The following is a 21052-nucleotide window of genomic DNA, read 5'->3' on the forward strand; positions in this document are numbered from 1 at the left end:
TGTCAAACAGGGCACGGCCAGGCGCAAAATGCCCTCGCATGAACCGTTTTAGAATGGCAGGAGCATTGCTTCCCAGTGCTGGAGTCAAATACCGGTCAACGGGCGTTCGCCAATTTGGACGCCCTAGCATTAAGTTAGGAGTTTCCTAATTGCAATCGATTGTTGTGATGAGTGTTGAAAGTCTGTTGGTTGACTTTGCATAAGGTATTAGCGAGTAAGGGGGGCAGGGGGGTGTTTTTGGGGTTTGCCAAATCTTGACGCCCCCCTGCCCCCTCGAGGGGAGAATTTTTAGAAAGCATCTAAGTAGCGGGTATTGCTAACAACTAAAGCCTAATAGCTGAACGCTCACTGATTTTGAATCAGCCGGGAAAGGTGAGGTTGAATGAAAAAGTGCATCGAATGGCTGGCTGGATACTGTTCCGAGAAGATCGTGCCCGCCGATAAGGCGGTTTCGGCCATCAAAAAGGGCAGCCGCGTTTTCATCAGCACCGGCTGCGGCGAACCGCAGCAGCTCATCCGGGCCATGGTGAGCGATACGAACCTGACGGACATCCTGATCTACCAGATGATCTCCAAGACCCTCGCGGAGTATGTCGACAATGAGTCTTTCCTCCACCGATTTTCCCTGAAGCTCTTTTTCATCAGCTTTGCCATGCGGCAGGCCGCCTTTGAAGGCAAGATCGACTATGTTCCCGCCTACCTTTCGCAAATCCCCGAGCTTTTTGCGAGCAAAACCATCGGACTGGATGTGGCCCTCATCCAGGTGAGTCCCCCGGACGCATTCGGCTACTGCAGTCTGGGGGTTTCCGTGGACATTACCCGTGCCGCCATCGAGAATTCCAGGCTGGTCATTGCCCAGGTCAATCCACAGATGCCCAGGACGTGGGGCGACAGCTTCGTTCATGTCGATGAAATCGATTACCTGGTGGTCCACGAAGAACCCCTCGTGACCAACATCCCTACCATCGCCGAAAGCGAGGTCACTCAACGCATCGGCCACTATGTCTCCCAGTTGATCCCCGATGGGGCTACTCTTCAGATCGGGTTCGGACAGCTTCCCTATGCCATATTGAAATATCTCGACACGAAGAAGGACCTGGGAATACACACCCAGGTGATTACCGACGGTTTTCTGCCTCTTTTCGAAAAGAAGGTTATCACCAACAAGAGAAAGTCCCTGCTGCCGGGCAAAGTCGTGGCCTCCCTCTGCATGGGGTCTCGAAAGCTCTATGACTACGTCAACGACAATCCCATGTTTATGTTCATGAATTCGAGCTTTGTGAACGACCCGGCCGTCATCGCCCGCAACGACAACCTGGTTTCCCTCAGCTCCGCCCTCGAAGTCGACCTCACAGGGCAGGTCTGCTCGGATTCGGTGGGGTACATGTTCTACAGCGGCATGGGGGACCAGGTGGATTTCATTCGGGGCAGCGCCATGTCCAAAGGCGGTTTCTCCATCATCGCGCTGCCCTCGACCGCGCAGGGCGGCAGCGTATCGCGCATTGTCTCGCATCTCAGCGAGGGGGCCGGGGTGGCGACCACCCGTGGCGATGTCAATTTCATTGTCACCGAGTACGGCATTGCCGAGCTGAAGGGGAAAAGCATCTACCAGCGCGTCATGGAACTGGCCGAGATTGCTCACCCCAAATTTCGGGAAGGATTGATCGAGGAAGCCAAAAAGCACCATTATATTTTTGCGGATCAGCTTCCTCCTCACCAGGAAGATCTCATCTTTCTGGAAGATTACAAATCCACCTTTCAGCTGCCCAATGGCAAAGAAATCGATTTTCGTCCACTCCTGCCGTCGGATGAGTTCGAGTTTCGGAATTTTTTCTATTCGCTCCAGGAGGAGACCATCTATTACAGGTTCTTTTATCACAGGAAGCTGTTCTCGCACGAGGTCATCCAGGAGCAATGGGCCGCCGTGGATTATCGCAAGAACATGTCCATCGTCGGAGTTACCTCCAGTGGAGGACATAAGGAGATCATGGCCATCGGCTCCTATGCCATGGCCGAAGAAGGCAGGGCCGAGGTGGCCTTGATGATCCGGGAGGATTTCCAGGGACAGGGGGTTGGGTCCTATCTCGTCCGGGTCCTCCAGCGGATAGCTTCAGAAAATAATTACAGGGGTTTTACCGCCACCGTGCTGGAAGAGAATGCGGGGATGATTCACGTGTTCAAAAAATTATACCCCCATTCTAAAATGCAGCGCATCGGCAATGAAATCCTCATAGACATGGATTTTGAGGACAGTGCGTCCTGACGGCCCATCTCAAAACCCCTCACATTGTGCGCATCTCTGCTGAGAAAAAGATCAAGCTGGAAAGAAGTGTTTGCTCGTGGAAACGTTTGCATTGGACGGTATTCAGATCGCTTTGGGAAAGGAAGGGGCGCGTGCCTATTCCAAGGTGAGCTATCCTCTCCGGTACGGCCGTTTTGCAGAAATCAAGACGCCGGAGCATGTCTTTCAGTTCAACCTCAATGGGGAGTTGAAATTCATCAGCGGCCGGGGCAGGAACTGGCCCAACCCGTCCGAATGGCTGAAACGAACCATAACCGATGACTGGGTCTATTACTCGACGGGCGGCTACGAAGGGGTCTTTGACTGCCTGGGCGAGTATTACGTCCCATGCCTGTCCTACCCCACCAACAATTTCAGCGCCTGCGACCCCTTCCATGACAATGCGGTGCTTTCCGCCATCCAGGCGTGGGAGCTGTTGCCGGAGAGGCTGACGGGGCTCAAGGGCGGTTCCCTCCCCACAGAACTGGGGGAGTTCCTTGAAGTTGTCATTTCCAACTCACCGGGTGAGCTCCATAAGAAGTCGAGGAGAATACGCGAGATCCTCGGCGACGACATCACCGTCCTTCCTCCCGACGCCAGGCATGTGGATTACGACGTCATCCCCCTCCTCATTGCGGATGGATGCCTGTACCGCTGCCGCTTCTGCCGCGTGAAATCGCGCTTTCATTTCAAAGAGCGATCGAGGGAGGATATCCGGAGGCAGGTGAAGGAACTGAAAGACTTTTTCGGCAGGGATATCTCCAACTACAACTCGTTGTTCCTGGGACAGCACGACGCACTGAACGCTTCGGCGGAGCTGGTGGAATTCGCGGCCCGCTACGCATACGATGCTTTTGAACTGGGGAGCTCTCACCTTGAAGGCCCCTGCCTTTTCCTCTTTGGCAGTGTGGATTCCGTCATCAAATCGGACGACTCCGTATTTGAACGCATCAACAGGCTTCCGTTCAGGACGTACATCAATGTAGGGCTTGAATCTTCGGATGCCAAGACGCTGCATCAACTGGGGAAGGGCATTGCAACGGAAGCCGTCGAACGGGCGTTTGGAAGGATCTTGGAGATCAACAATAGATACGAAAAGGTTGAGATGACCTCGAACTTCGTTTTCGGAGACAACCTTCCCGAAGGGCACATGCAATCCTTTTTCAACTTGATGGAAAAGAATTTTTCTCATCCGTTCCACAAAGGGACCATTTACTTTTCACCGTTGATGGATATTAAAAACGGAGGATGGAAAAAGAACATCAAGAGGGAATTCTTCAAGCTGAAGGTTCGAATCCCCGTTCCGTCCTTTTTGTACCTGATTCAAAGGTTGTAGGCGAATCGGGCGTAGACTGTGAGTGTGACACACGGGAAAGACACGCTCAGGAGCGCCCTGTTGCAACAATGGCTCCGCCTGCCACGCCGGCGGAGGGCCCGGATCCCGCACACAAGGAGGATGACCATGGAACAGATCGAATGGCTGACTTCTTTCGAGGACGGCCTGGCCAGGGCCAAAGCGGAAAACAAGATGGTGTTTCTGGATTTCTTCAACCCCAACTGAATCGGGTGCAAACGCATGGACGCAGTTGCGTACCCCGATTCTGCCGTGGTCAAGTTTGTGAGGGAAAACCTTGTTCCCCTGCGCATCCCCGCCGATGATCCCGAACTGGGCCGGCGATTCAAGGTCAAGTGGACCCCGACTTTACTGATTTTGGAGCCCGACGGGACCGAGCAGTACCGCACGCTGGGGTTCTATCCGCCCGAAGAGCTCATCCCCTCTCTGCTGCTGGGAATGGGCAAGGCCTTTTTCAATCGGCCTGATCGCAAGGCGGCCTGCGGCTGTTTTGAGCGCATCATCAGTGGGTTCCCCAACAGTTCCATGGCCCCGGAGGCGATCTATCTGAATGGCGTTTCCAAATACATCGAGAGTCACGAGGTGAGCAACCTGATCGCTATCTACGACCGGCTGGCGGCCGATTATCCCACCAGTCCCTGGCTGATGAGAGCCGACCCGTACCGGTTCCTCAAGTGACAGATGCGAACAGGTGGGTGAATGACGGGGACACTCCTTCAAAACAGGGAGAGTGCCTTGTTGTTCACCCCTTCCGTTGGGGATCGATCTCCCCGGGAATCCTCCAGTCAAAGCAGCCCCATAGGCTCTGTCCTTCCGCATGGGAGCTCTTCGTCGTTTCCATTGTCCGTGATGTTTGCACAGAATGCGTTGAGCATCGGCCGATCGGTGTGGTAATCTAATAAGTCAAATGTGGAATCTTGAAACTGCCTGCCGCCCGGCGAATCCCGTCGCATGGAACAAGCTCGGGGTGCCGCGGCGGCGGTCCCCATCAACCCATTACTGCATCGAGGATAGGCCATGTCTTTCAGCCTTTTCCCAAAGTCACCCAAGTTTTTCGAAATGTTTCGCGAGCAAAACCGCATCATCTTGAATGCCGCAACGGTGCTTCATAAAATGGCGGAGGATTTCGTCGGTTGTGAGGAAGAATGCCAGCTCATCAACATCCTTGAGGCGGAGGGCGACATCATCAGCCGGACCATCCTCCGGGAGTTGTCGACCACCTTCATAACCCCCATTGATCGCGAGGACATTCACGAGATCAATTCCTCCCAGGAAGCCATCCTCAATCACATCCAGTCTGTTTCCAACCGCATCGGCGTCTACGGACTTTCCCGCATTCGCTTCCCCGCAAAGAAGATGATTGGAGACATCAAAGAGATGGTTGCGGGGGTCGGCGTGATGCTGGGGAAGCTGGGCAGCGGCCAGGAAGTCTCTGAAACCGTCGCCCAGATCAAGCAGCTCAAGAAGGAATGTGAAATGCTCCTGCTGAGCGGCCTGGCCGAGCTCTACGACAATCCGTCCCCCGGGGCGGCTGATGTTCTGGACATCATCAAGTGGACCCACATTTACGACCGAATCGACAAGGCCTACAATAAGACATGGCAACTGGCCAAGGCCATCGAAGGGATCGTCCTCAAAAATGCTTGAAATACCTCTGCTCTTGATAGTCGTCATTGTCGTGGCGCTGGCCTTCGACTTTACCAATGGCGCCCATGATACAGCCAATGCCATTGCGACCGTCGTATCGACCAAGGTGCTGTCGCCGGGAGCGGCGGTGATGATGGCGGCCGTGCTGAACCTCGTAGGGGCTCTCCTGGGCAGCCATGTGGCCCAGACAATCGGCAGCGGCATCGTGCACCCGGAAATGATCAAGGGATGCCAGGCACTGACCCTGGCGGCGCTCTTTGGAGCTATTTTCTGGAACATTCTGACGTGGTACCTGGGGTTGCCGTCCTCTTCCTCCCATGCCCTCATCGGCGGTTTGATCGGTGCGACCCTCGCCTACCGGGGAGTGGATGCTCTCAATTTCCATTCCATCGGATACAAGATCCTGGTGCCGCTTTTCCTTTCGCCCCTGGCCGGTTTTCTGGCCGGCTACCTCGTCATGCTGGCCCTCTCCTGGATCTTCCGAAAGGTTCACCCACGCAAGGCCAACAAGGCATTCCGCAAGCTTCAAATCCTGTCCTCGGCCTTCATGGCCACCAGCCACGGCACAAACGATGCCCAGAAAACCATGGGGATCATCACCCTGGCCCTTTTCATCGGGCACCATATCCCCGACACCCGGGTGCCCCTCTGGGTCCAGATAAGCTGCGCCGTCGTCATGGCCATGGGGACAGCCACAGGCGGGTGGAAGATCATCAAGACCATGGGACACAAGATCTTCAACCTTGAAGCGGTACACGGGTTTTCAGCCGAAACCTCGGCAGCCGGTGTCATTTCGGTGGCATCCTCCCTTGGAGCCCCCATCAGCACCACACACGTCATTTCGGCGGCAATTCTGGGGGTGGGGTCTTCCAAGCGGTTGTCAGCCGTGCGATGGGGAGTTGCCAGGCGAATGGGGGTTGCCTGGATCCTGACCATCCCCGCCGCCGCCACGGTGGCTGCATTCTGCTTCGAGCTTTTGAGCCTCATGGGGTTGGCGCGCTGAGAAGAGGCAGGACAGGGACACCAGGCCCCTTTCGATGCTCAGCCCGCTTCAGAGGGACCTTCCATTTCTTCCTGTATGGTGCCGATCCTGGAGGAAAACCGTCTGGCCAGGAATTTTTCCAGGCCCACTGCCCATAGAGACACGAACCCTGCAGCGATAATGCCCATCCACGACTGGAGACCGATGGGCTCCGTGTGGAAGAGACGGTTCATGAAGGGGAGGTACGTGAAGGCGAGCTGCAGGAGCATCATCATTACAATTCCCAACAGAATCCATGGATTGGAGAAGATTCCGATGCTCCAGAATGAACGGTTCAGAGAACGGCAGTTCAACAGATAGAGAGTGGAGATGACGGCGAAGGCATTGACCGCCACGGTGCGTGCCTGAGCGTGGCTGGCCCCGTTCAGCTCTTCCCACTCAAAAAGTCCGAAGGCTGAGGCCATGAGAAGCAGCCCGGCGAGCAACACCCTCCCCACCAGTTCCCGGGAAAGGAGGGGACTCCGGGGATGACGCGGCGGCCGGCGCATGATGCCGCTCTCTCGAGGCTCGAAGGCGAGCATGAGCCCCAATGAACCGGCCGTCGTCATGTTGATCCACAGACTCTGCACGGGAAGGATCGGCAGGGTGATGCCCGCGAAAACGGCGGTCAGGATGACCAGTCCTTGACCCAGGTTGGTGGGAAGCGCCCAGACGATGAATTTTACGAGGTTGTCGAAAACGCAGCGGCCTTCCTCCACGGCAGCTTCAATGGAGGCGAAATTGTCGTCCGTCAATACCATGTCGGCAGCTTCCTTGGAGACTTCGGTTCCGGTAATCCCCATGGCCACGCCGATGTCGGCCTGCTTCAGGGCGGGTGCGTCGTTGACGCCGTCCCCGGTCATGGCCACGACCTCCCTGCGGCTTTGAAGGGCCTTGACCAGCCGAAGCTTTTGCTCCGGCGTGACGCGCGCAAAGACATGGGTGCGTGCTGCGACCTCCGTCAGGGTTGCATCGTTCATTTGAGCCATCTCCTGCCCCGTTCTAACATTGGATTGGGCGGGGAGATGAGACCGGTTTCCCAGGATGCCGATGTCCCCTGCGATGGAAACGGCCGTGAGGGCGTGATCACCGGTGATCATCTTGACGGTGATGCCGGCTTCCTGGCAGGCTCGGACGGCGGTCATGGCCTCCCGGCGCGGGGGGTCGATCATGCCCTGAAGCCCCAGGAAGGTGAGCCCCTCCGCCACCCCGTCGTGTGTCAGGGGCTCCCCCGTATGGGACCAGGCTTTCCGGGCGAAGGCCAGAACACGCATCCCCCGTCCGCTCATTTCATCCACCCGGTGGCGGACCCTCTCGAGATCGAGGGGCGCCAGGTGTCCATCCGCATCCAGGGTATCCCGGCACCGGGCCAGAATGGACTCCACGGATCCCTTCAGGTAAACCATGGGCGGGGCACCGGCCGGTGACTCATGCAGCGTGGCCATGTACTGGTACTCCGATTCGAAGGGAATCACATCGATTCTCGGGTGGAGCTGAGCCTCCCGGGCTTCGTCGAAGCCGTATTTTCTGGCCGATACAATGAGAGCCCCTTCGGTGGGGTCTCCCTGGATTCCCCATCGGTCCTCGTTCAGGATCAGGCGGGAATCGTTGCACAGCAGGCCGGCCCTGAGGCATTCCATGAGGGCCTCGGAGGGGGCCGATGGAGCCGTGTCGTCGGCCGGTTCCAGGGCTCCCGAAGGATCGTATCCCGAACCGCTCACCAGGTATTTGGCGGGGCCCGCCACAATTTCCCGGACCGTCATCTGGTTTTCCGTAAGAGTCCCGGTCTTGTCCGAACAGATGACCGTCGTGCTTCCCAGGGTTTCGACGGTGGGCAGCCGGCGGATGATGGCTCTGCGCCTGGCCATCCGCGAGACCCCCACGGCCAGGATGATGGTGACTGCCGCCGGCAGCCCTTCGGGGATCGAGCCCACGGTCAAAGCCACGGCAGCCATAAAGATTTCTATGGGGGGACCGCCATGGAGAAAGCCGGCAGCGAAAGTCGCTGCGGCCAGCAGCAGGATGGCGACCATGAGGACGCGGCTGAAGGCCTCGATGCGCCGTGTCAGAGGAGTTTCCACGGACTGTACTTCGGCAATGAGCTCCGAGATGCGGCCCATCTCTGTGTGGTTGCCCGTGGCCACGACGGCACCCCTGTCCTGTCCGTAGGTGACAAGGGTCGAAGCGTAGCTCATGTTCCTGCGTTCGGCCAGGACCGTGTCATGGCCGAGAGTGTCCACGCTCTTGGTGACCGGCAGGGATTCACCCGTCAATACCGATTCGTCGACGCGCAGCTCTTTCGTGCTGAAAAGGCGCATGTCGGCGGGAACCTTGTCGCCGGATTGAAGGAGTACGATGTCCCCGGGCACCAGTTCCGATGAGGAAACCTTCTGGATCTCCCCGCTGCGGAGAACCGTCGCTTCCGTCGTCATGGAGCGGGCGAGGGCCTCGATGGCTCGGACCGCCTTGGACTCCTGCACGAATCCGATGAGGGCATTCACCAGCACCACCCCGAGGATGACACTGGCGTCCACCCACTCGGCGACGAACCCCGTGACAATGCCCGCGGCCATGAGGATGTAGACGAGAGGTTGATGAAACTGGAGGAGGAACCTTACGATGGGGCTCCGCCCCTTTTTCTGGGACAGCAAGTTGGGGCCGAAATGCTCCTGGCGGCTCTGGATTTCAAAAAGATCCAAACCCTTGTCCGACTGGGTTCCCAGTAGATCCACTACCTCTTCCGTGGGAAGATGATGCCAGTGCTTGCCGATGATGGATTCCATATGACCCTCTCACCCTCGATCAGGGGTTCCTGGTTTGTGCGTATGGTGCTCCCGGCGCTCTTCGAAGCTCGGGTCAAATGTAAATCATTTTCCGTGTCATTCCACCGTCCACGACAAAATTTGCGCCGGTGATGAAGGATGCCTCTGGAGAAACGAGAAACGACAACATTGCGGCAATGTCCTCCGGTTTCCCCACGCGGCCGGCGGGGTGCTGCGAGTGATCGTCATGAGTGAGCTTCTCCTTCTGCCTCTCCGAGCGCTTCCGCCATTCGCTCACGTCGATCCACCCCGGGCTGATGCAGTTGACCCGAATTTCAGGACCGAGACTGACGGCCAAAGCGTGAGTCAGCGCCACAACACCCCCTTTGGTAGCGGAGTATGCCTCCGTGTCCTTTTCCGACATGAGCGCCCGGGTGGAGGCGATGTTCAGGATGGAGCCCTTTCTCATGCGAAGGGAGGGGGCGGCATACCTGGAGCAGAGAAAAATACCGGTCAGGTTCGTGGCGAGAGCTCGGTTCCATTCCCCCAGGGACAGATCGAGGATGGGCTTTCTCACCATGATCCCGGCATTGTTGACCAGCAGATCCACACCCCCAAACAGCTCCTCTGTCTTCTCCATGGCAGCCTTCACCATACCCTCATCGCCCACATCCGTGCGGATGAACTGCACCCGGCCGAGGGAATGGAGCTCTGTTTCCGTCTCGTTTCCTGCCTCCTCGTCCCATTCCGCAAGGACGACGGCGAAGCCATCCCTCAACAGCCTCTCCGCGATCCCTTTGCCTATTCCCTGGCCGCCTCCAGTGACGACGGCGACTTTTTCTGCTTCAGCCATGGATTTTACTCCTGTTGTGGGAAGAACATTGACGAGAGGGTGCCTGGAAAAGCCCCATGATGGCGGCAGGCATTCTGACTTGAATCACATTCTACATACCCGCCTATCGTTCAGCAAGGAGGCATAATGTTTGCCATTCCAAGTACTTTGAGCTCTGTGGTATAGTTGCTCTCAGGAGCTGGGGTAGGGTGCATTTCATGCACCATCGGTCTTCGGCACTGAGTAACTGTCTAAAAATTCGTTTGCTCGTCACTCCGGCAGTCTCTTTGTATGAAAATGCCGTGGCCAAGGCTTTTCATCGTTCGTTGTGACCGCCCGGTCATGAGGGTTAGCTGGAATCCACCCCAGCGAAAAACCTACATTCCGGCTTAAGTCCGCTGGAATGACGAAACCAGGTGCATGCCAAGAGTGATGGGCTCATTTTTCAGACAGCTTCTGAGTGGTTACCTTCTCAAGCCTCCGGCTTTGCCGGAAGTAGACGATAGCTTTTCATAAAGTCCCCAACCACAAGGGAAACACACCATGGAGACCCAGCGGACGATTAAAGAGGACCGGCATGCGGCGGCGCGTGCTCAGCCCATTCCGTTCAGAATCTTCCTGGCTTCCCCCGGAGATGTTCAGGATGAGCGAGAGCTTGCGAGGAAAGTCATCGAGTATCTTCAGGGTGAGCGGGCTTTTCGGGGCCGTGTCGACCTGGAGTGCATCGCGTGGGACCAGCCCGGTGTGGAAGTGGCCATGGAGGCAACCCTCACACCGCAGGAGGCGATCAAACGAGGCCTTCCCAGGCCGGCTGAATGCGACCTCGTGGTGGTGATCCTTTGGTCCCGCATGGGCACGCCCCTGCCGGCCGAATACAGAAAGCCAGATGGAACACCTTATTTGTCGGGTACTGAATGGGAGTACCTGGACGCCGTCAGGGGAGCAAGGAGCGGCGAGCGGCCTGCCGTGTGGCTTTACCGACGGACTCATGTTCCGGATCTAAACCTTGAGGACCCGGAGTTTGACGACAAGTGCCGTCAGTGGAAAAAGGTCAAGTCTTTCTTCGAAGCGCTTGTGGGCGAAGACGGGTCTCTGACCGGCGGGATCAACACGTACCGGATGCCCGATGAATTCCGAGGGCAATTCGAGCATCATCTGCGTGACCATCTGACGGCAGTCCTTCAGGAATCGTCGGTTGCGGAACGAAAAGTCGCTCTCACCGAGGGGTCGGAGGTGGAACCGAGCCATCGCTGGACCGGCCCGCCTTATCCCGGCCTTGAAGCATTCAAGCCCGAACAGGCGCCCATCTTTTTTGGGCGGGGGGCGGAAGTCGACCAGCTCCTGGAAATCCTTCGAAACAGGGAAATACGGTTCGTGGGTGTCGTGGGTGCATCCGGTTCGGGGAAGTCCTCCCTCGTGGCGGCCGGTCTCATTCCGCGCTTGCGGGCAGGGGCCCTGCCGGGCAGCGCAGCCTGGGTGGACATCACCTTCAAGCCAGGTGAGCGGGGCGGCGATCCCTTTCTCGCCCTCGCTTACGTCCTCAAGGAAGTCCTTGGTACGACCGGCCTGCGGGAGGTGGATCTGGCCCGCGATCTGCGGGCAATGCCGGACTGTTTCGCTTCCTGTGTGGAAGAGTTGCTGAGGGGCCGCCCGCCGTCCGCGGAGCTGTTGCTGGTCATCGACCAGTTCGAGGAGCTCTTCACCCTGGTTTCCGCCGATGACGGTTCAAAATTCCTCGAGCTCATGGCAACGGCCGTGAGAACACTGAAAGTCCGCGTCATCGTTACGATGCGGGCGGAATTCCTGGCCGACGCGATCGGGAGACCGGTTTTAACCGATCTGTTGCGAGGACGCGGCATTTTCACTGTTGCCGCCCCGGGCGTACTGGCCCTCACCGAGATGATTCAGCGCCCCGCCCGGGCTGCGGAATTGGCGCTCGGGGAGGACCTGTGTGAACGGATCCTGAAGGATACCGGGACGGGGTCCGGGGCTTTGGCGTTGATGGCTTTCGCGCTCCACGAGCTCTACGAGCGCGGCAAGGAGGTGGGGCGGCTCACTCTGCAGGACTATGGATCGCTGGGGGGTGTTACAGGCGCCATTGAAGCGCAGGCGGAAAAGGCGATCCAGCCGTTGGTTGAAAGGGACGATCGCGCGCTGCAGAGGCTGTTTCTGGACCTGATAGAGATCAACGACCAGGGGGTTGCGACGCGGCGGAGAGCGCCCCTCGAACAGATTCGCCAAGATCCGTCCAGGGCGAAGCTGGTGGACGCCTTGGTGGATGCCAGGATCCTCGTCACGGACACGGTGCGTGAAAAGCCCACGGTAGAAATTGCGCACGAGGCGGTCTTCAGCGGATGGGGGCGCCTGTCCCGCTGGATTGATGCACACGAGGGGGAGCTCCGGGTCTGCCGCAGCCTGGCCCGTGCCGCGCGGGATTGGCAGGAGGCTGGGGCGCCGCCCTTCGACCATCTTCCGGATCGAGCCACCCTCAAGCAGTACCGCCGGGTCCGCCCCTCCTGCGCTCTGGGTGAGGATGCTGCGGTCGTCACCCGCTTTATGAGTGCGGCGCGGCGGCGTCAAAAGCTGTGGGGTTCTTTCCTGGCGCTGGTGGTGCTTCTTGTCAGCATCCTGGGTGTGCATATCTGGCTGCAAACGCGGGAGATGAATTGGAACGTGCTGCGCATCTGGACCCTGGCAAGGATGGGATTTTACGGGGGGCCGGAGATGGTGGAGGTGCCCGGGGACAGATTCCTGATGGGGGCGTCCGACTGTCCATCTGATGGGCCACCTACCGATAACAGTGGTATTCTTGACCGGGGGTGCCCGCAGCATCCCGTCGCGGTCAAGCCCTTCCAGCTCGGTAAATATGAGGTCACCTTCGACGAGTACTCCGCATTCGTGCTGGATATGGATGGATTTGAACTTCCCCATGATCAGGGCTGGGGGAGCGGTGCGCGGCCTGTCATCGACGTCAGCTGGGACGATGCCAGGGCTTACGCCGAATGGCTCTCCACAGTGACTGGACAGCCCTTTCGCCTGCCGACGGAGGCCGAATGGGAGTATGCGGCGCGGGCGGGTACTACGACTTCCTACTGGTGGGGCGACGAGGTTCGGAAGGGCGGAAAGGCTTGGGCCAACTGCTCTGGTTGCGGCAGTGAGTGGGGCGGCAAGAGAACCGCGCCGGTGGGCTCTTTTCCTGCAAATGGCCTCGGTCTGCACGACATGCACGGCAACGTCTGGGAGTGGGTAGAGGACGACTGGCATGGCAGTTATGAGGGTGCACCGGATGACGGCAGCGCATGGGTGGATCATCCCAGGGGCTCCGACCGGGTGACGCGCGGCGGCAGCTGGTTCAACGATTCGTCCTACTGCCGGTCGGCGCACCGCAGCTACGACTCGCCGGACGCCCGCAACGACAGTGTGGGCTTTCGCCTCTCCAGGTCCGTTGCCCCTAGCCCTTGAGCCCTTGGACCCTTGGCGCAGGCTTTGTCTTGTGCTGCGGAGTGGAGTGCGCTCCAGGCCGCCGAAGCGTAGCCGGCGGCCTGCAACTACCGGAACGGAGCTGGACTTGCGGGCATGGCTTCGATTTTGCGCTCCCATGCGGGCGTCCTCAGGTGTGACGCAATACGTCAGCCAAAAAGAACATACTGCGAACGGTTGAAAGCTTGGCTTCACGAACGACGACCAGTGCAACCTGAGGATGCCGATTTATTACCTTTCGCCCTAAATTTTGCAGCTGCCGTGGATGGAATCGCACGTCTTGTGAAAAAGGCCGTCGATCCAGTCGGCTGCGGGCGGAGAGGGCAGGTGTGCCGCCCGCCCTTCCACCAGGGTGCCTTTCTCGGTCATCCGCCGCAACAGGCGGTGAATGGTCGTGATGTAGGTGGCATGACTCCAGGTGAGAGGCGACACTGAAAGGGGCTTCTCCGTCACGGGGTTCAACTGCTCGGCCAGAACCCCCGAGGGCAGGGCTTTTTCGGTCACCCAGGCGATGAGCTTCCGCGCCTCGGCGAGATCGTCGTCGGAAGCGGCCCTCTCCAGGTAATAGTCGGCCAGCCAGAGGGTGCAGATGAACCAGGGGTTGCCGGGCACATCTTCGCTCACCCGATGATAGGCGTCGTTTTCATAGCGTGCCATGCCTCCCACGGAGGTTGGAATCCAGAGCTTTTCCTTCAAAGCGGTCATGGTTGCGGCGATCTTCGGATCATCGGGATGGTAAAGCCCAAAGGCAAAAAGGCCCCACAGGCTGGAGTCGCAAGCCGCGTCCACTTCCCAGTTGCCATGGGAGTCGCGATAGAGCATGCGGCAGAACCGCTGCAGGTCTTCTCGCCACAGGTGCCGAGAGGCTGCATCCCGAATTTCAGCGGCAACCTTCTGATAATGGTCCGCTCGATCGTTTTCCCCAAAGACTTTGCAGAACAGGGACGCCGCCGTCAGGCCGCCAAACACCGTGCCCACGGTGAAGCTCAGGATCCCTTTGCGCTCCTCCCAAAGATCGTAGGAAGGAGACGGCAGCCCCGTCTCGGGGTCCCGATACCGGCACATGAAGTCTGCGGCCTGCTTGACCAGGGGCCGGTAGAGATCCCTGATCAAGTCCAGGTCACGGTACAGGGAAAAGTGCTGCCAGAGGGCCCAGACCACCAGGGCGGTGGAATCCTCCTGGATCGGCAACTGTGCCTCCCCGGCGTCATACCAGGGATGCCAGGAAGAAGCCAGCGTCCCGTCCGGGTTGAACTTGTGCAGCAGGCAACCTTCAGGCTGAAGCAGCTGCGCAACGAACTGGAAAAAATTGCGGGGAGCGGTGGGGTGGCCGGCCAGGTCCAGCGCATGGGCCACCAGGGCGGCATCGCGCGGCCAGACGTAAGAGTAGGTGTCCCGGTTGTAATGGACGACGTCCGAGTCATTGGCGGCGATGATCCCCCCCTGCCAGTCGACCTGGCTCCTCACCACGATGAGGCTGCGGCGAAAGAGCTCACCGATCTCGTGGGGCAGCTTCTGGAGGGGCGGAGATTCCTTCCGGACCCACAAACGCCAGTAATCTTCGGCGCGTTGGATCAACCCGCGGGGATGTTTGTGCTTCACCAGGGAATTGAGACGCTCCACGTCGAACCAGTTGGAGCCGACAGCGATCCAGAAATAGGCCGTGGCCTCCGACTGAGGCTCCAGGGTCATGTGAACGGCGATGACCGAATCCACCGATCCCTGGGCCATGGGATTGCCGGATAGCCGGCCGTCCTCTGCGTCGCGGAAGGTGCCTTCCATACCCGCCATGCCCTTCTGGCCGACGGCGTATTGGCTCAAACCCTGCGCATCCGGGCCGAATCCACCGGCAAGGAGGTAGCGTGCCCCTTTATAGTGAATGACGGACCCCGTCTTCGGATCGTAACCGGCGGTGTCGCCGATGTCGTTGCCGGAAATACCCAGGTCGAGACTGGAAAAAAGACGCACCTCCCGTTTCCGTGAAGCCGTGTTTTCCACAGTGATTTCCTTTAAGTAGACATTTTCATGGAAATCCACCGCGTCATGGCAACGCAGCCTGATTTCGAGGCCTGGATGATGCAGGGTTACCGCCGTCACCATGGTGTCATCGAGGTAGCCCAGGTGCTTCTGCCAATCCGCTCCGACCCAGGAGAACTGCTCATCCACCCAGATCCCCAGGCGGCAGAACCGGCCCAGGACATGGTTCTCCTGGCCGACGTGCGGATAGTAGAGCTCCCGCATGGAGTAGTCTCGATCGAAACAAATCATGAGTCTGCCGTTGCTGATGGGGATGTCTCTGGGCATGATGGCTCATCCTTGTCTTGAAAGGCCCTGGGATTTCATGGGGATCATCGGTGATCGGTTGTGACGACGATTCTACACACACGGGAACGACCCCGCAAGAGAGCATAAGATTTGTTGTTCTAAAGTGATTACGTGCGATAACCCTCCCTCAGCAGCGATCCACGCTTTCATTTTGTTTTAGTTTCACTTATATTCTCCTACTTGTATTAGTTTTACTACCTGGAAATGCCATGGAGATTGCCTGCACATGGGAAGGCTTCCCCCACGACAGGGGGAGGTGCCTCCATGTCGTGGGCTTGAAACGGAGCCTGTGGCAGCGCCCGCCGGACCATCGTGCCGCGGGAGGCTGCCGAAATCGGTAGCTTCAATAGAAGGGCAGACAGAGCATGATGCAGAATGGGCGATGGGATTGTGGCAACGTGAGCATGGCGGATGCGGGCAAAGAGATCCACCTGGCCGGCTGGGTGGATGCTCTGAGGGACCACGGCGAAGTGCTGTTCATGCACCTGCGGGACCGTTCGGGGATTGTGCAGGTGGTTTTCAGCCCGGAGTTTACGCCTCCGGAGGTTTGTGAACGGGCGAGGGCTCTCCGGAGCGAATACTGCGTGGCGTTGAACGGCCGCGTCGCCGAACGTGCCCCGGGGACGGAAAACCCGCACATCGAGACGGGCACCCTGGAAGTCCTGGTTCAGGACCTGTCCATCTTGAGCCGTGCCGCAGCCCTGCCGTTCGGCATTTCGGAAAAGGCCATGGTGGCCGGGGGTGCCGGGGGAGGAGTTGACTCCGTCGCGGAAGAGCTGCGGCTCCAGTATCGCTACCTGGACCTGCGCCGGCCGAGCATGCAGCAGAACCTTGCCAAACGCTACCGCATCATCAAGACCGCCCGCGACTTCCTGGACGAAAAGGGATTTCTCGAGATCGAGACCCCGCTCCTCACCAAGAGCACGCCCGAAGGGGCTCGCGACTACCTGGTGCCCAGCCGCCACTATCCCAAACACTTTTATGCGCTCCCCCAGTCGCCGCAGCTTTTCAAGCAGCTGCTCATGGTGGCGGGGTTCGAACGGTACTTCCAGGTGGTGCGGTGCTTTCGCGATGAAGACCTGCGCCCCAACCGGCAGCCGGAATTCACACAGCTGGACCTGGAAGCGTCCTTCATCGATGAAGAATTCATCTACGAGCTGGTGGAGGAGCTCGTGTCCCGGATGTTCGCCGTGGGGGGCGTCACCCTGCCGCGGCCTTTTCCCCGCATGACCCACCGGGATGCCATGGACTTCTACGGCACCGACCGCCCCGACACGCGCTTCGCTCTCCGATTTGTCGAAGCCACGGATATCTTCGCCGACACACAATACAGCATCTTCAAGCAGATCCTTCAGCGCGGCGGGCGCATCAAGGGGATCAATGTCCGGGGCCAGTCGGAAAAGCTCAGCAAAAATGTCCTCCAGAACGAGTATGCCAAGGAGATCGTGCCCTCCTTCGGGGCCAAGGGAATGACCTGGATGCGGGTGATGGACGGCGGCTTGGAATCCAATATCGTGCAGTTCTTCAGCGAACAGGAAAGGCATGCCGTCCTGGAGCGCTTCGGGGCGCAGGATGGCGATGTCATCCTCATGATCGCCGATTCATCCTACGAACTGGTGGTGTCGGCCCTTGGGCAGCTGCGGCTGCACCTTGCCGAAAGGCTGGGGCTCGTGCCGAGCGGTGTCTTCGCGCCTCTGTGGGTCACCGATTTTCCATTGTTCGAAGCCACCGAGGACGGTGTGACCTCCAACCATCATCCCTTCACCGCTCCCCACCGCGAAGATTTCAACCCCTCCGACCGGGAGGGGCTCCTCGATCTGCGCTCCCGCGCCTATGACGTGGTGGTGAACGGTGAGGAGCTGGGCGGTGGCAGCATCCGCATCAACTCCAAAGAGCTGCAGATGAAGATTTTCCAGGCGCTGGGGCTCTCCCGCGAGGAGATCGAGGAGAAATTCGGCTTTTTTGTCCGGGCACTGGACTACGGTGCGCCGCCTCACGGAGGCCTGGCCCTCGGCATGGACCGCGTGGCTTCCATGATTCTCGGCACCTCCTCCATTCGCGAAGTCACCGCTTTTCCCAAGAACCGCAGCGCCTACTGCCCCCTCACTCAGGCGCCTTCGGAAGTCAGCCTGGCACAGCTTGAAGAGCTGGGGCTGCTGCAGTTGGGAGAAGCCAAGCCGATTCCCGGGGTCCAGGAGCAGCAGGAGCTCATCGAAACACTGTCCTGGGTTTCTCGCATTGGACTGGAGACCGATGAACGGCCTGCTATCCTTTCCGCCCTGGCGGATGCCAGGAAATTGGCGGAAATCGTCGAGAGCAGGGCGGGCCGGGAGGAGCCGCTCTTTGCGCCTCTTCCGGTGGCCAACCGCATGCGGGAAAAAGGCCCGGCCGTCAACTCGCCCCTGGCCGCCGGCGGTGAGCTGCTGAAGAATGCTCCTGCCGTGAAGGGGAATTACTTCAAAGTGGCGAGCATCCTGGATTAGTACGGGACTAATGAAGATAACGAGCGTGTGAGGGAGTGCATCGCGTGGATTCAAAAATTTTTTCCTATATCGACCCATCTCCGCCGGCCCCTGCCGATGGTGGGGCGCTGTCGGGTAAAAGGGCAGCCGTTCAGAGCAGTATTTCGGTCAAAGGGTGGCCCACCGAGGCGGGCTCCCGTGCGTTGGAAGGGTTTATCGCCCTGGAAGATGCCACCGTTGTCGAGCGCCTGAGAGCGGCGGGCGCAATCCTGGCGGGGAATACCCATACCGGCGAGCTGGGGTTCGGCCTGGCTGGAGATACTGCGTCCCAGGCACTCAAGAACGGCCTGGTCGATGTGACCCTCATGACGGATACTCTCGGTGAAGGGCGCGTGGCGGCGGCTTCAGCCGGGGTTTTCGGATTCAAGCCGAGCTACGGCAGAGTGTCCCGCTTCGGGCTGGTGGGCCTGGTTCCCTCCATGGATTGCTGCAGCATCCTGGGGAAGAGCCTCGATGATTTGGCTGCCTTCCTGGAAGCTGTCGAGGGGCATGACGACCGCGATCCGTCCATGGGCGACACCCCTCTGGAAGCTTTCAGGATGGGGCGGGGCTCGAGCCCCGGGAGTGAGAGGTCGAGCCTTTCAGCGGGCGTCGTTGTCCAAAGCCTCGAATCCCTAAACGCCGGCGGACGCAAGGTCTTCGAAGAAGCCCTTCGGAGAGTGGAGAAAGCCGGCATCGCGCTGCGTGAAGTGCAATGTGAGGATTTCGACCTTTTCCGCATTGTCCACAATGTGATCGGGTCCGTGGAAGCGTCGTCCAGCTGCGGAAAATTTGATGGGGTCCGATATGGTCACTGCGCGGCCGGCGCAAAAAACTGGAACGAAATGTACCTGCGGTCCCGGGGTGAGTCGTTCGGGCGGGTCTTGAAGGCTTATCTCTTCCAGGGGGCTTATTTCCAGTTTGAAAATTACCCGGCTTTCGAGCGGGCGTGCAGCCTGCGCGCAAAACTTGCCCAAGCCGGCAGGAAATGGCTCGATGGGGTGGACATGATGATTCTGCCCACGCGATGCGCAGCCGCCCACGACCGTCCGGCGGAAACGGTGGAGCAGGTCTATGACATATTCCCTCTCACCCTCCCGGCCAATGTCACGGGCCAGCCCGCCCTGACGCTCCCCGGTTTCCTGCCGACTTCGGCCGGCGACCTGGGTCTGCAGCTGGTGGGCCCCGCCGGGGGTGACAGGCTGCTCCTGGAAGCCGCCGGGCGGTTGTATCCACGGACGGAGGAAGCCAGATGACGACGGATCATGAAGCGGTAATAGGGCTTGAAATACACGTTCAATTGAATTGCCCGACGAAAATGTTCTGCGACTGTCCCAACCGGGCCGGGGACGAGCCCAATCAAAACACCTGCCCCATTTGCCTCTGGCTGCCGGGCAACCTCCCGCGGTTCAGCCGGGAAGCTCTGGAAAAGGCAACCCTGGCGTGCCTGGCCCTCAACTGCGACATTCAAAAGGAAAGCGCCTTTGACCAGAAGGTCTACTATTATCCCGATCTGCCCAAGGGATACCAGCTGTCGCAGTTTCATCACCCTCTTGCCAAAAACGGGTGGCTGAACATCACCGATGCGGACGGCGGCACCAAAAAGATCCGCATCCAAAAAATCCACATGGAGGAAGATGTCGCGCGCCTGGTTCACGAAAAGGAAGGCAGGACGTCCGTGAGCCTGGTGGATTTCAACCGGGCCGGGGCGCCGCTGGTGGAAATCGTGACTCAGCCCGACGTGAGAACCCCTCACCAGGCCATGGAATTTCTGCGGTGCCTCAGAAGCCAGCTGCGCTACTCGGGGAGCTCCGATTGCAGCATGGAGCAGGGAACCATGCGCGTGGACGCCAATGTCTCCCTTCGCCCCCGGGGAAGCGACCAGATGAACACCAAGGTCGAAATCAAGAACATGAATTCCATCCGCCATGTCGGCGACGCCATTGCCTACGAGATCACCCGCCAGGCAAACAGCTTGAAGGCGGGCGAGCCCATCGTGCTCCATACCCGCCTCTGGGATCCCGACAATCGGGTGACGACGGCCATGCGGGGAAAATTCGAAGGACCCTGCGTTCCCGATCCCTCCGTGCCGCGGATTGTCGTCGACGATGCCTGGCTCGAGGAGATGCGGCGCGCTCTTCCCGAAATGCCGGACAAGAAGGCGGCGCGCTTTATGGAGCAGTATGGATTGACCGCTGAAGAAGCCTCCATGATGAGCGCCGAGCGCGAATTGTCCGAATATTTCGAGGCGGTGGTCGAGCACAAGACTTCTCCGCGGCTGGCCGCCCAATGGATCTCCGGGCAGCTGCTGCCCCTGTTGAAAGAACGCAATGCGGTGCTCCCGGAAAGCGCCGTGACCCCGGAGTGTTTTGCAGGCCTTCTGCTCATGCTGGCACGGGAAGAAATCAATGCCAACGCGGCCAAGGAGGTTTTGAAGAGGCTCCAGGAAAGCGGCGACACCCCTGAAGAGATTGTTGCCCAGTGCGGTTTTCGCCAGGTTTCCGAGGCCGGCGAGCTGGAAGCCCTCGTGGACCGGGTGCTGGCGGAAAATCCATCCGCAGTGGAGAATTTCCGGAAGGGAGCCTCCAAAGCCATGGGCTTTCTCATGGGGCAGGCCATGCAGGCATCGGGAGGGAAAGCCAATCCGCGGCTTCTGAAGGAAATCATGACACGGAAGCTTCAGTGACACATGCTTTTCCGTGGCGCCGGAGACAACGACCCTGCACAAAATATGCGCATTGAGGATTGAAAACTTCATTTTTGTAGGAGCGGCATCCTGCCGCGACAGTAAGCCGGTCGCGGCAGGATGCCGCTCCTACAAAAAGCAGGGAACCATCAGATCGAAGGTT

12 protein-coding genes are annotated in these 21052 nt (G+C 59.0%); 9 read left to right on the forward strand and 3 right to left on the reverse strand.

Annotated elements, in window-relative coordinates:
• The first annotated feature begins 382 nt into the window (after positions 1-382).
• The 5 genes from MWC30_RS13545 (at position 383) to MWC30_RS13565 (ending at position 6285) form a co-directional block, all read left to right on the forward strand.
• Positions 383-2263, forward strand: coding sequence for a GNAT family N-acetyltransferase (locus MWC30_RS13545; RefSeq protein WP_244084729.1), 1881 nt, complete (start codon positions 383-385; stop codon positions 2261-2263).
• 76 nt (positions 2264-2339) lie between these two features.
• Positions 2340-3617, forward strand: a complete 1278-nt coding sequence (locus MWC30_RS13550) for a radical SAM protein (RefSeq protein WP_244084730.1) — start codon at positions 2340-2342, stop codon at positions 3615-3617.
• Positions 3618-3857: 240 nt separating this feature from the next.
• Positions 3858-4313 carry a hypothetical protein gene (locus MWC30_RS13555; protein ID WP_244084731.1) on the forward strand — a complete coding sequence of 152 codons (456 nt, stop codon included), beginning with the start codon at positions 3858-3860 and terminating at the stop codon, positions 4311-4313.
• Positions 4314-4652: 339 nt separating this feature from the next.
• The gene (locus MWC30_RS13560; RefSeq protein WP_244084732.1) at positions 4653-5282 is read left to right on the forward strand and encodes a DUF47 domain-containing protein; all 630 of its coding nucleotides are present in this window, start codon (positions 4653-4655) and stop codon (positions 5280-5282) included.
• Positions 5275-6285, forward strand: coding sequence for an inorganic phosphate transporter (locus MWC30_RS13565; protein WP_244084733.1), 1011 nt, complete (start codon positions 5275-5277; stop codon positions 6283-6285). The genes MWC30_RS13560 and MWC30_RS13565 overlap by 8 nt, the downstream gene beginning before the upstream one ends.
• 38 nt (positions 6286-6323) lie before the next feature.
• On the opposite strand, the gene MWC30_RS13570 is transcribed toward MWC30_RS13565, so the two are convergent.
• Positions 6324-9086 (reverse strand): cation-transporting P-type ATPase, encoded by a 2763-nt coding sequence (locus MWC30_RS13570; RefSeq protein WP_244084734.1) that lies wholly within the window; start codon positions 9084-9086, stop codon positions 6324-6326.
• A gap of 73 nt (positions 9087-9159) precedes the next feature.
• Entirely contained in the window at positions 9160-9918 is a 759-nt protein-coding gene (locus tag MWC30_RS13575) for a glucose 1-dehydrogenase (protein WP_244084735.1), read from the reverse strand.
• A 522-nt stretch (positions 9919-10440) separates the two neighbouring features.
• Here MWC30_RS13575 and MWC30_RS13580 point away from each other — a divergent pair.
• Positions 10441-13359, forward strand: a complete 2919-nt coding sequence (locus tag MWC30_RS13580; protein WP_244084736.1) for an SUMF1/EgtB/PvdO family nonheme iron enzyme — start codon at positions 10441-10443, stop codon at positions 13357-13359.
• 261 nt (positions 13360-13620) lie between these two features.
• Here the strand turns inward: MWC30_RS13580 and MWC30_RS13585 are convergent, their stop codons facing one another.
• The gene (locus MWC30_RS13585; RefSeq protein WP_244084737.1) at positions 13621-15681 is read right to left on the reverse strand and encodes a glycoside hydrolase family 15 protein; all 2061 of its coding nucleotides are present in this window, start codon (positions 15679-15681) and stop codon (positions 13621-13623) included.
• Between the two features lie 386 nt (positions 15682-16067).
• On the opposite strand from MWC30_RS13585, the gene aspS reads away from it, so the two are divergent.
• Genes aspS through gatB form a run of 3 tightly spaced genes read left to right on the forward strand, consistent with a single transcriptional unit; the run spans position 16068 to position 20889 of the window.
• On the forward strand, positions 16068-18185 hold the full coding sequence (gene aspS, locus MWC30_RS13590) for an aspartate--tRNA ligase (RefSeq protein ID WP_244084738.1): 2118 nt from the start codon (positions 16068-16070) through the stop codon (positions 18183-18185).
• A 44-nt stretch (positions 18186-18229) separates the two neighbouring features.
• The gene (locus MWC30_RS13595) at positions 18230-19459 is read left to right on the forward strand and encodes an amidase family protein (RefSeq protein ID WP_244084739.1); all 1230 of its coding nucleotides are present in this window, start codon (positions 18230-18232) and stop codon (positions 19457-19459) included.
• Entirely contained in the window at positions 19456-20889 is a 1434-nt protein-coding gene (gene gatB, locus MWC30_RS13600) for an Asp-tRNA(Asn)/Glu-tRNA(Gln) amidotransferase subunit GatB (protein ID WP_244084740.1), read from the forward strand. The genes MWC30_RS13595 and gatB overlap by 4 nt, the downstream gene beginning before the upstream one ends.
• Positions 20890-21052 lie beyond the last annotated feature (163 nt).

Source organism: Desulforhabdus sp. TSK, assembly GCF_022836495.1.
Classification (GTDB): domain Bacteria; phylum Desulfobacterota; class Syntrophobacteria; order Syntrophobacterales; family Syntrophobacteraceae; genus Desulforhabdus.

Excerpts from the sequence above, each read along its gene's own strand:
- MWC30_RS13545 (WP_244084729.1), top strand. The coding sequence starts at position 383 with ATGAAAAAGTGCATCGAATGGCTGGCTGGATACTGTTCCGAGAAGATC.
- MWC30_RS13555 (WP_244084731.1), top strand. The coding sequence starts at position 3,858 with ATGGACGCAGTTGCGTACCCCGATTCTGCCGTGGTCAAGTTTGTGAGG.
- MWC30_RS13560 (WP_244084732.1), top strand. The coding sequence starts at position 4,653 with ATGTCTTTCAGCCTTTTCCCAAAGTCACCCAAGTTTTTCGAAATGTTT.
- MWC30_RS13565 (WP_244084733.1), top strand. The coding sequence starts at position 5,275 with ATGCTTGAAATACCTCTGCTCTTGATAGTCGTCATTGTCGTGGCGCTG.
- MWC30_RS13570 (WP_244084734.1), bottom strand. The coding sequence starts at position 9,086 with ATGGAATCCATCATCGGCAAGCACTGGCATCATCTTCCCACGGAAGAG.
- MWC30_RS13575 (WP_244084735.1), bottom strand. The coding sequence starts at position 9,918 with ATGGCTGAAGCAGAAAAAGTCGCCGTCGTCACTGGAGGCGGCCAGGGA.
- MWC30_RS13580 (WP_244084736.1), top strand. The coding sequence starts at position 10,441 with ATGGAGACCCAGCGGACGATTAAAGAGGACCGGCATGCGGCGGCGCGT.
- MWC30_RS13585 (WP_244084737.1), bottom strand. The coding sequence starts at position 15,681 with ATGCCCAGAGACATCCCCATCAGCAACGGCAGACTCATGATTTGTTTC.
- aspS (WP_244084738.1), top strand. The coding sequence starts at position 16,068 with ATGATGCAGAATGGGCGATGGGATTGTGGCAACGTGAGCATGGCGGAT.
- gatB (WP_244084740.1), top strand. The coding sequence starts at position 19,456 with ATGACGACGGATCATGAAGCGGTAATAGGGCTTGAAATACACGTTCAA.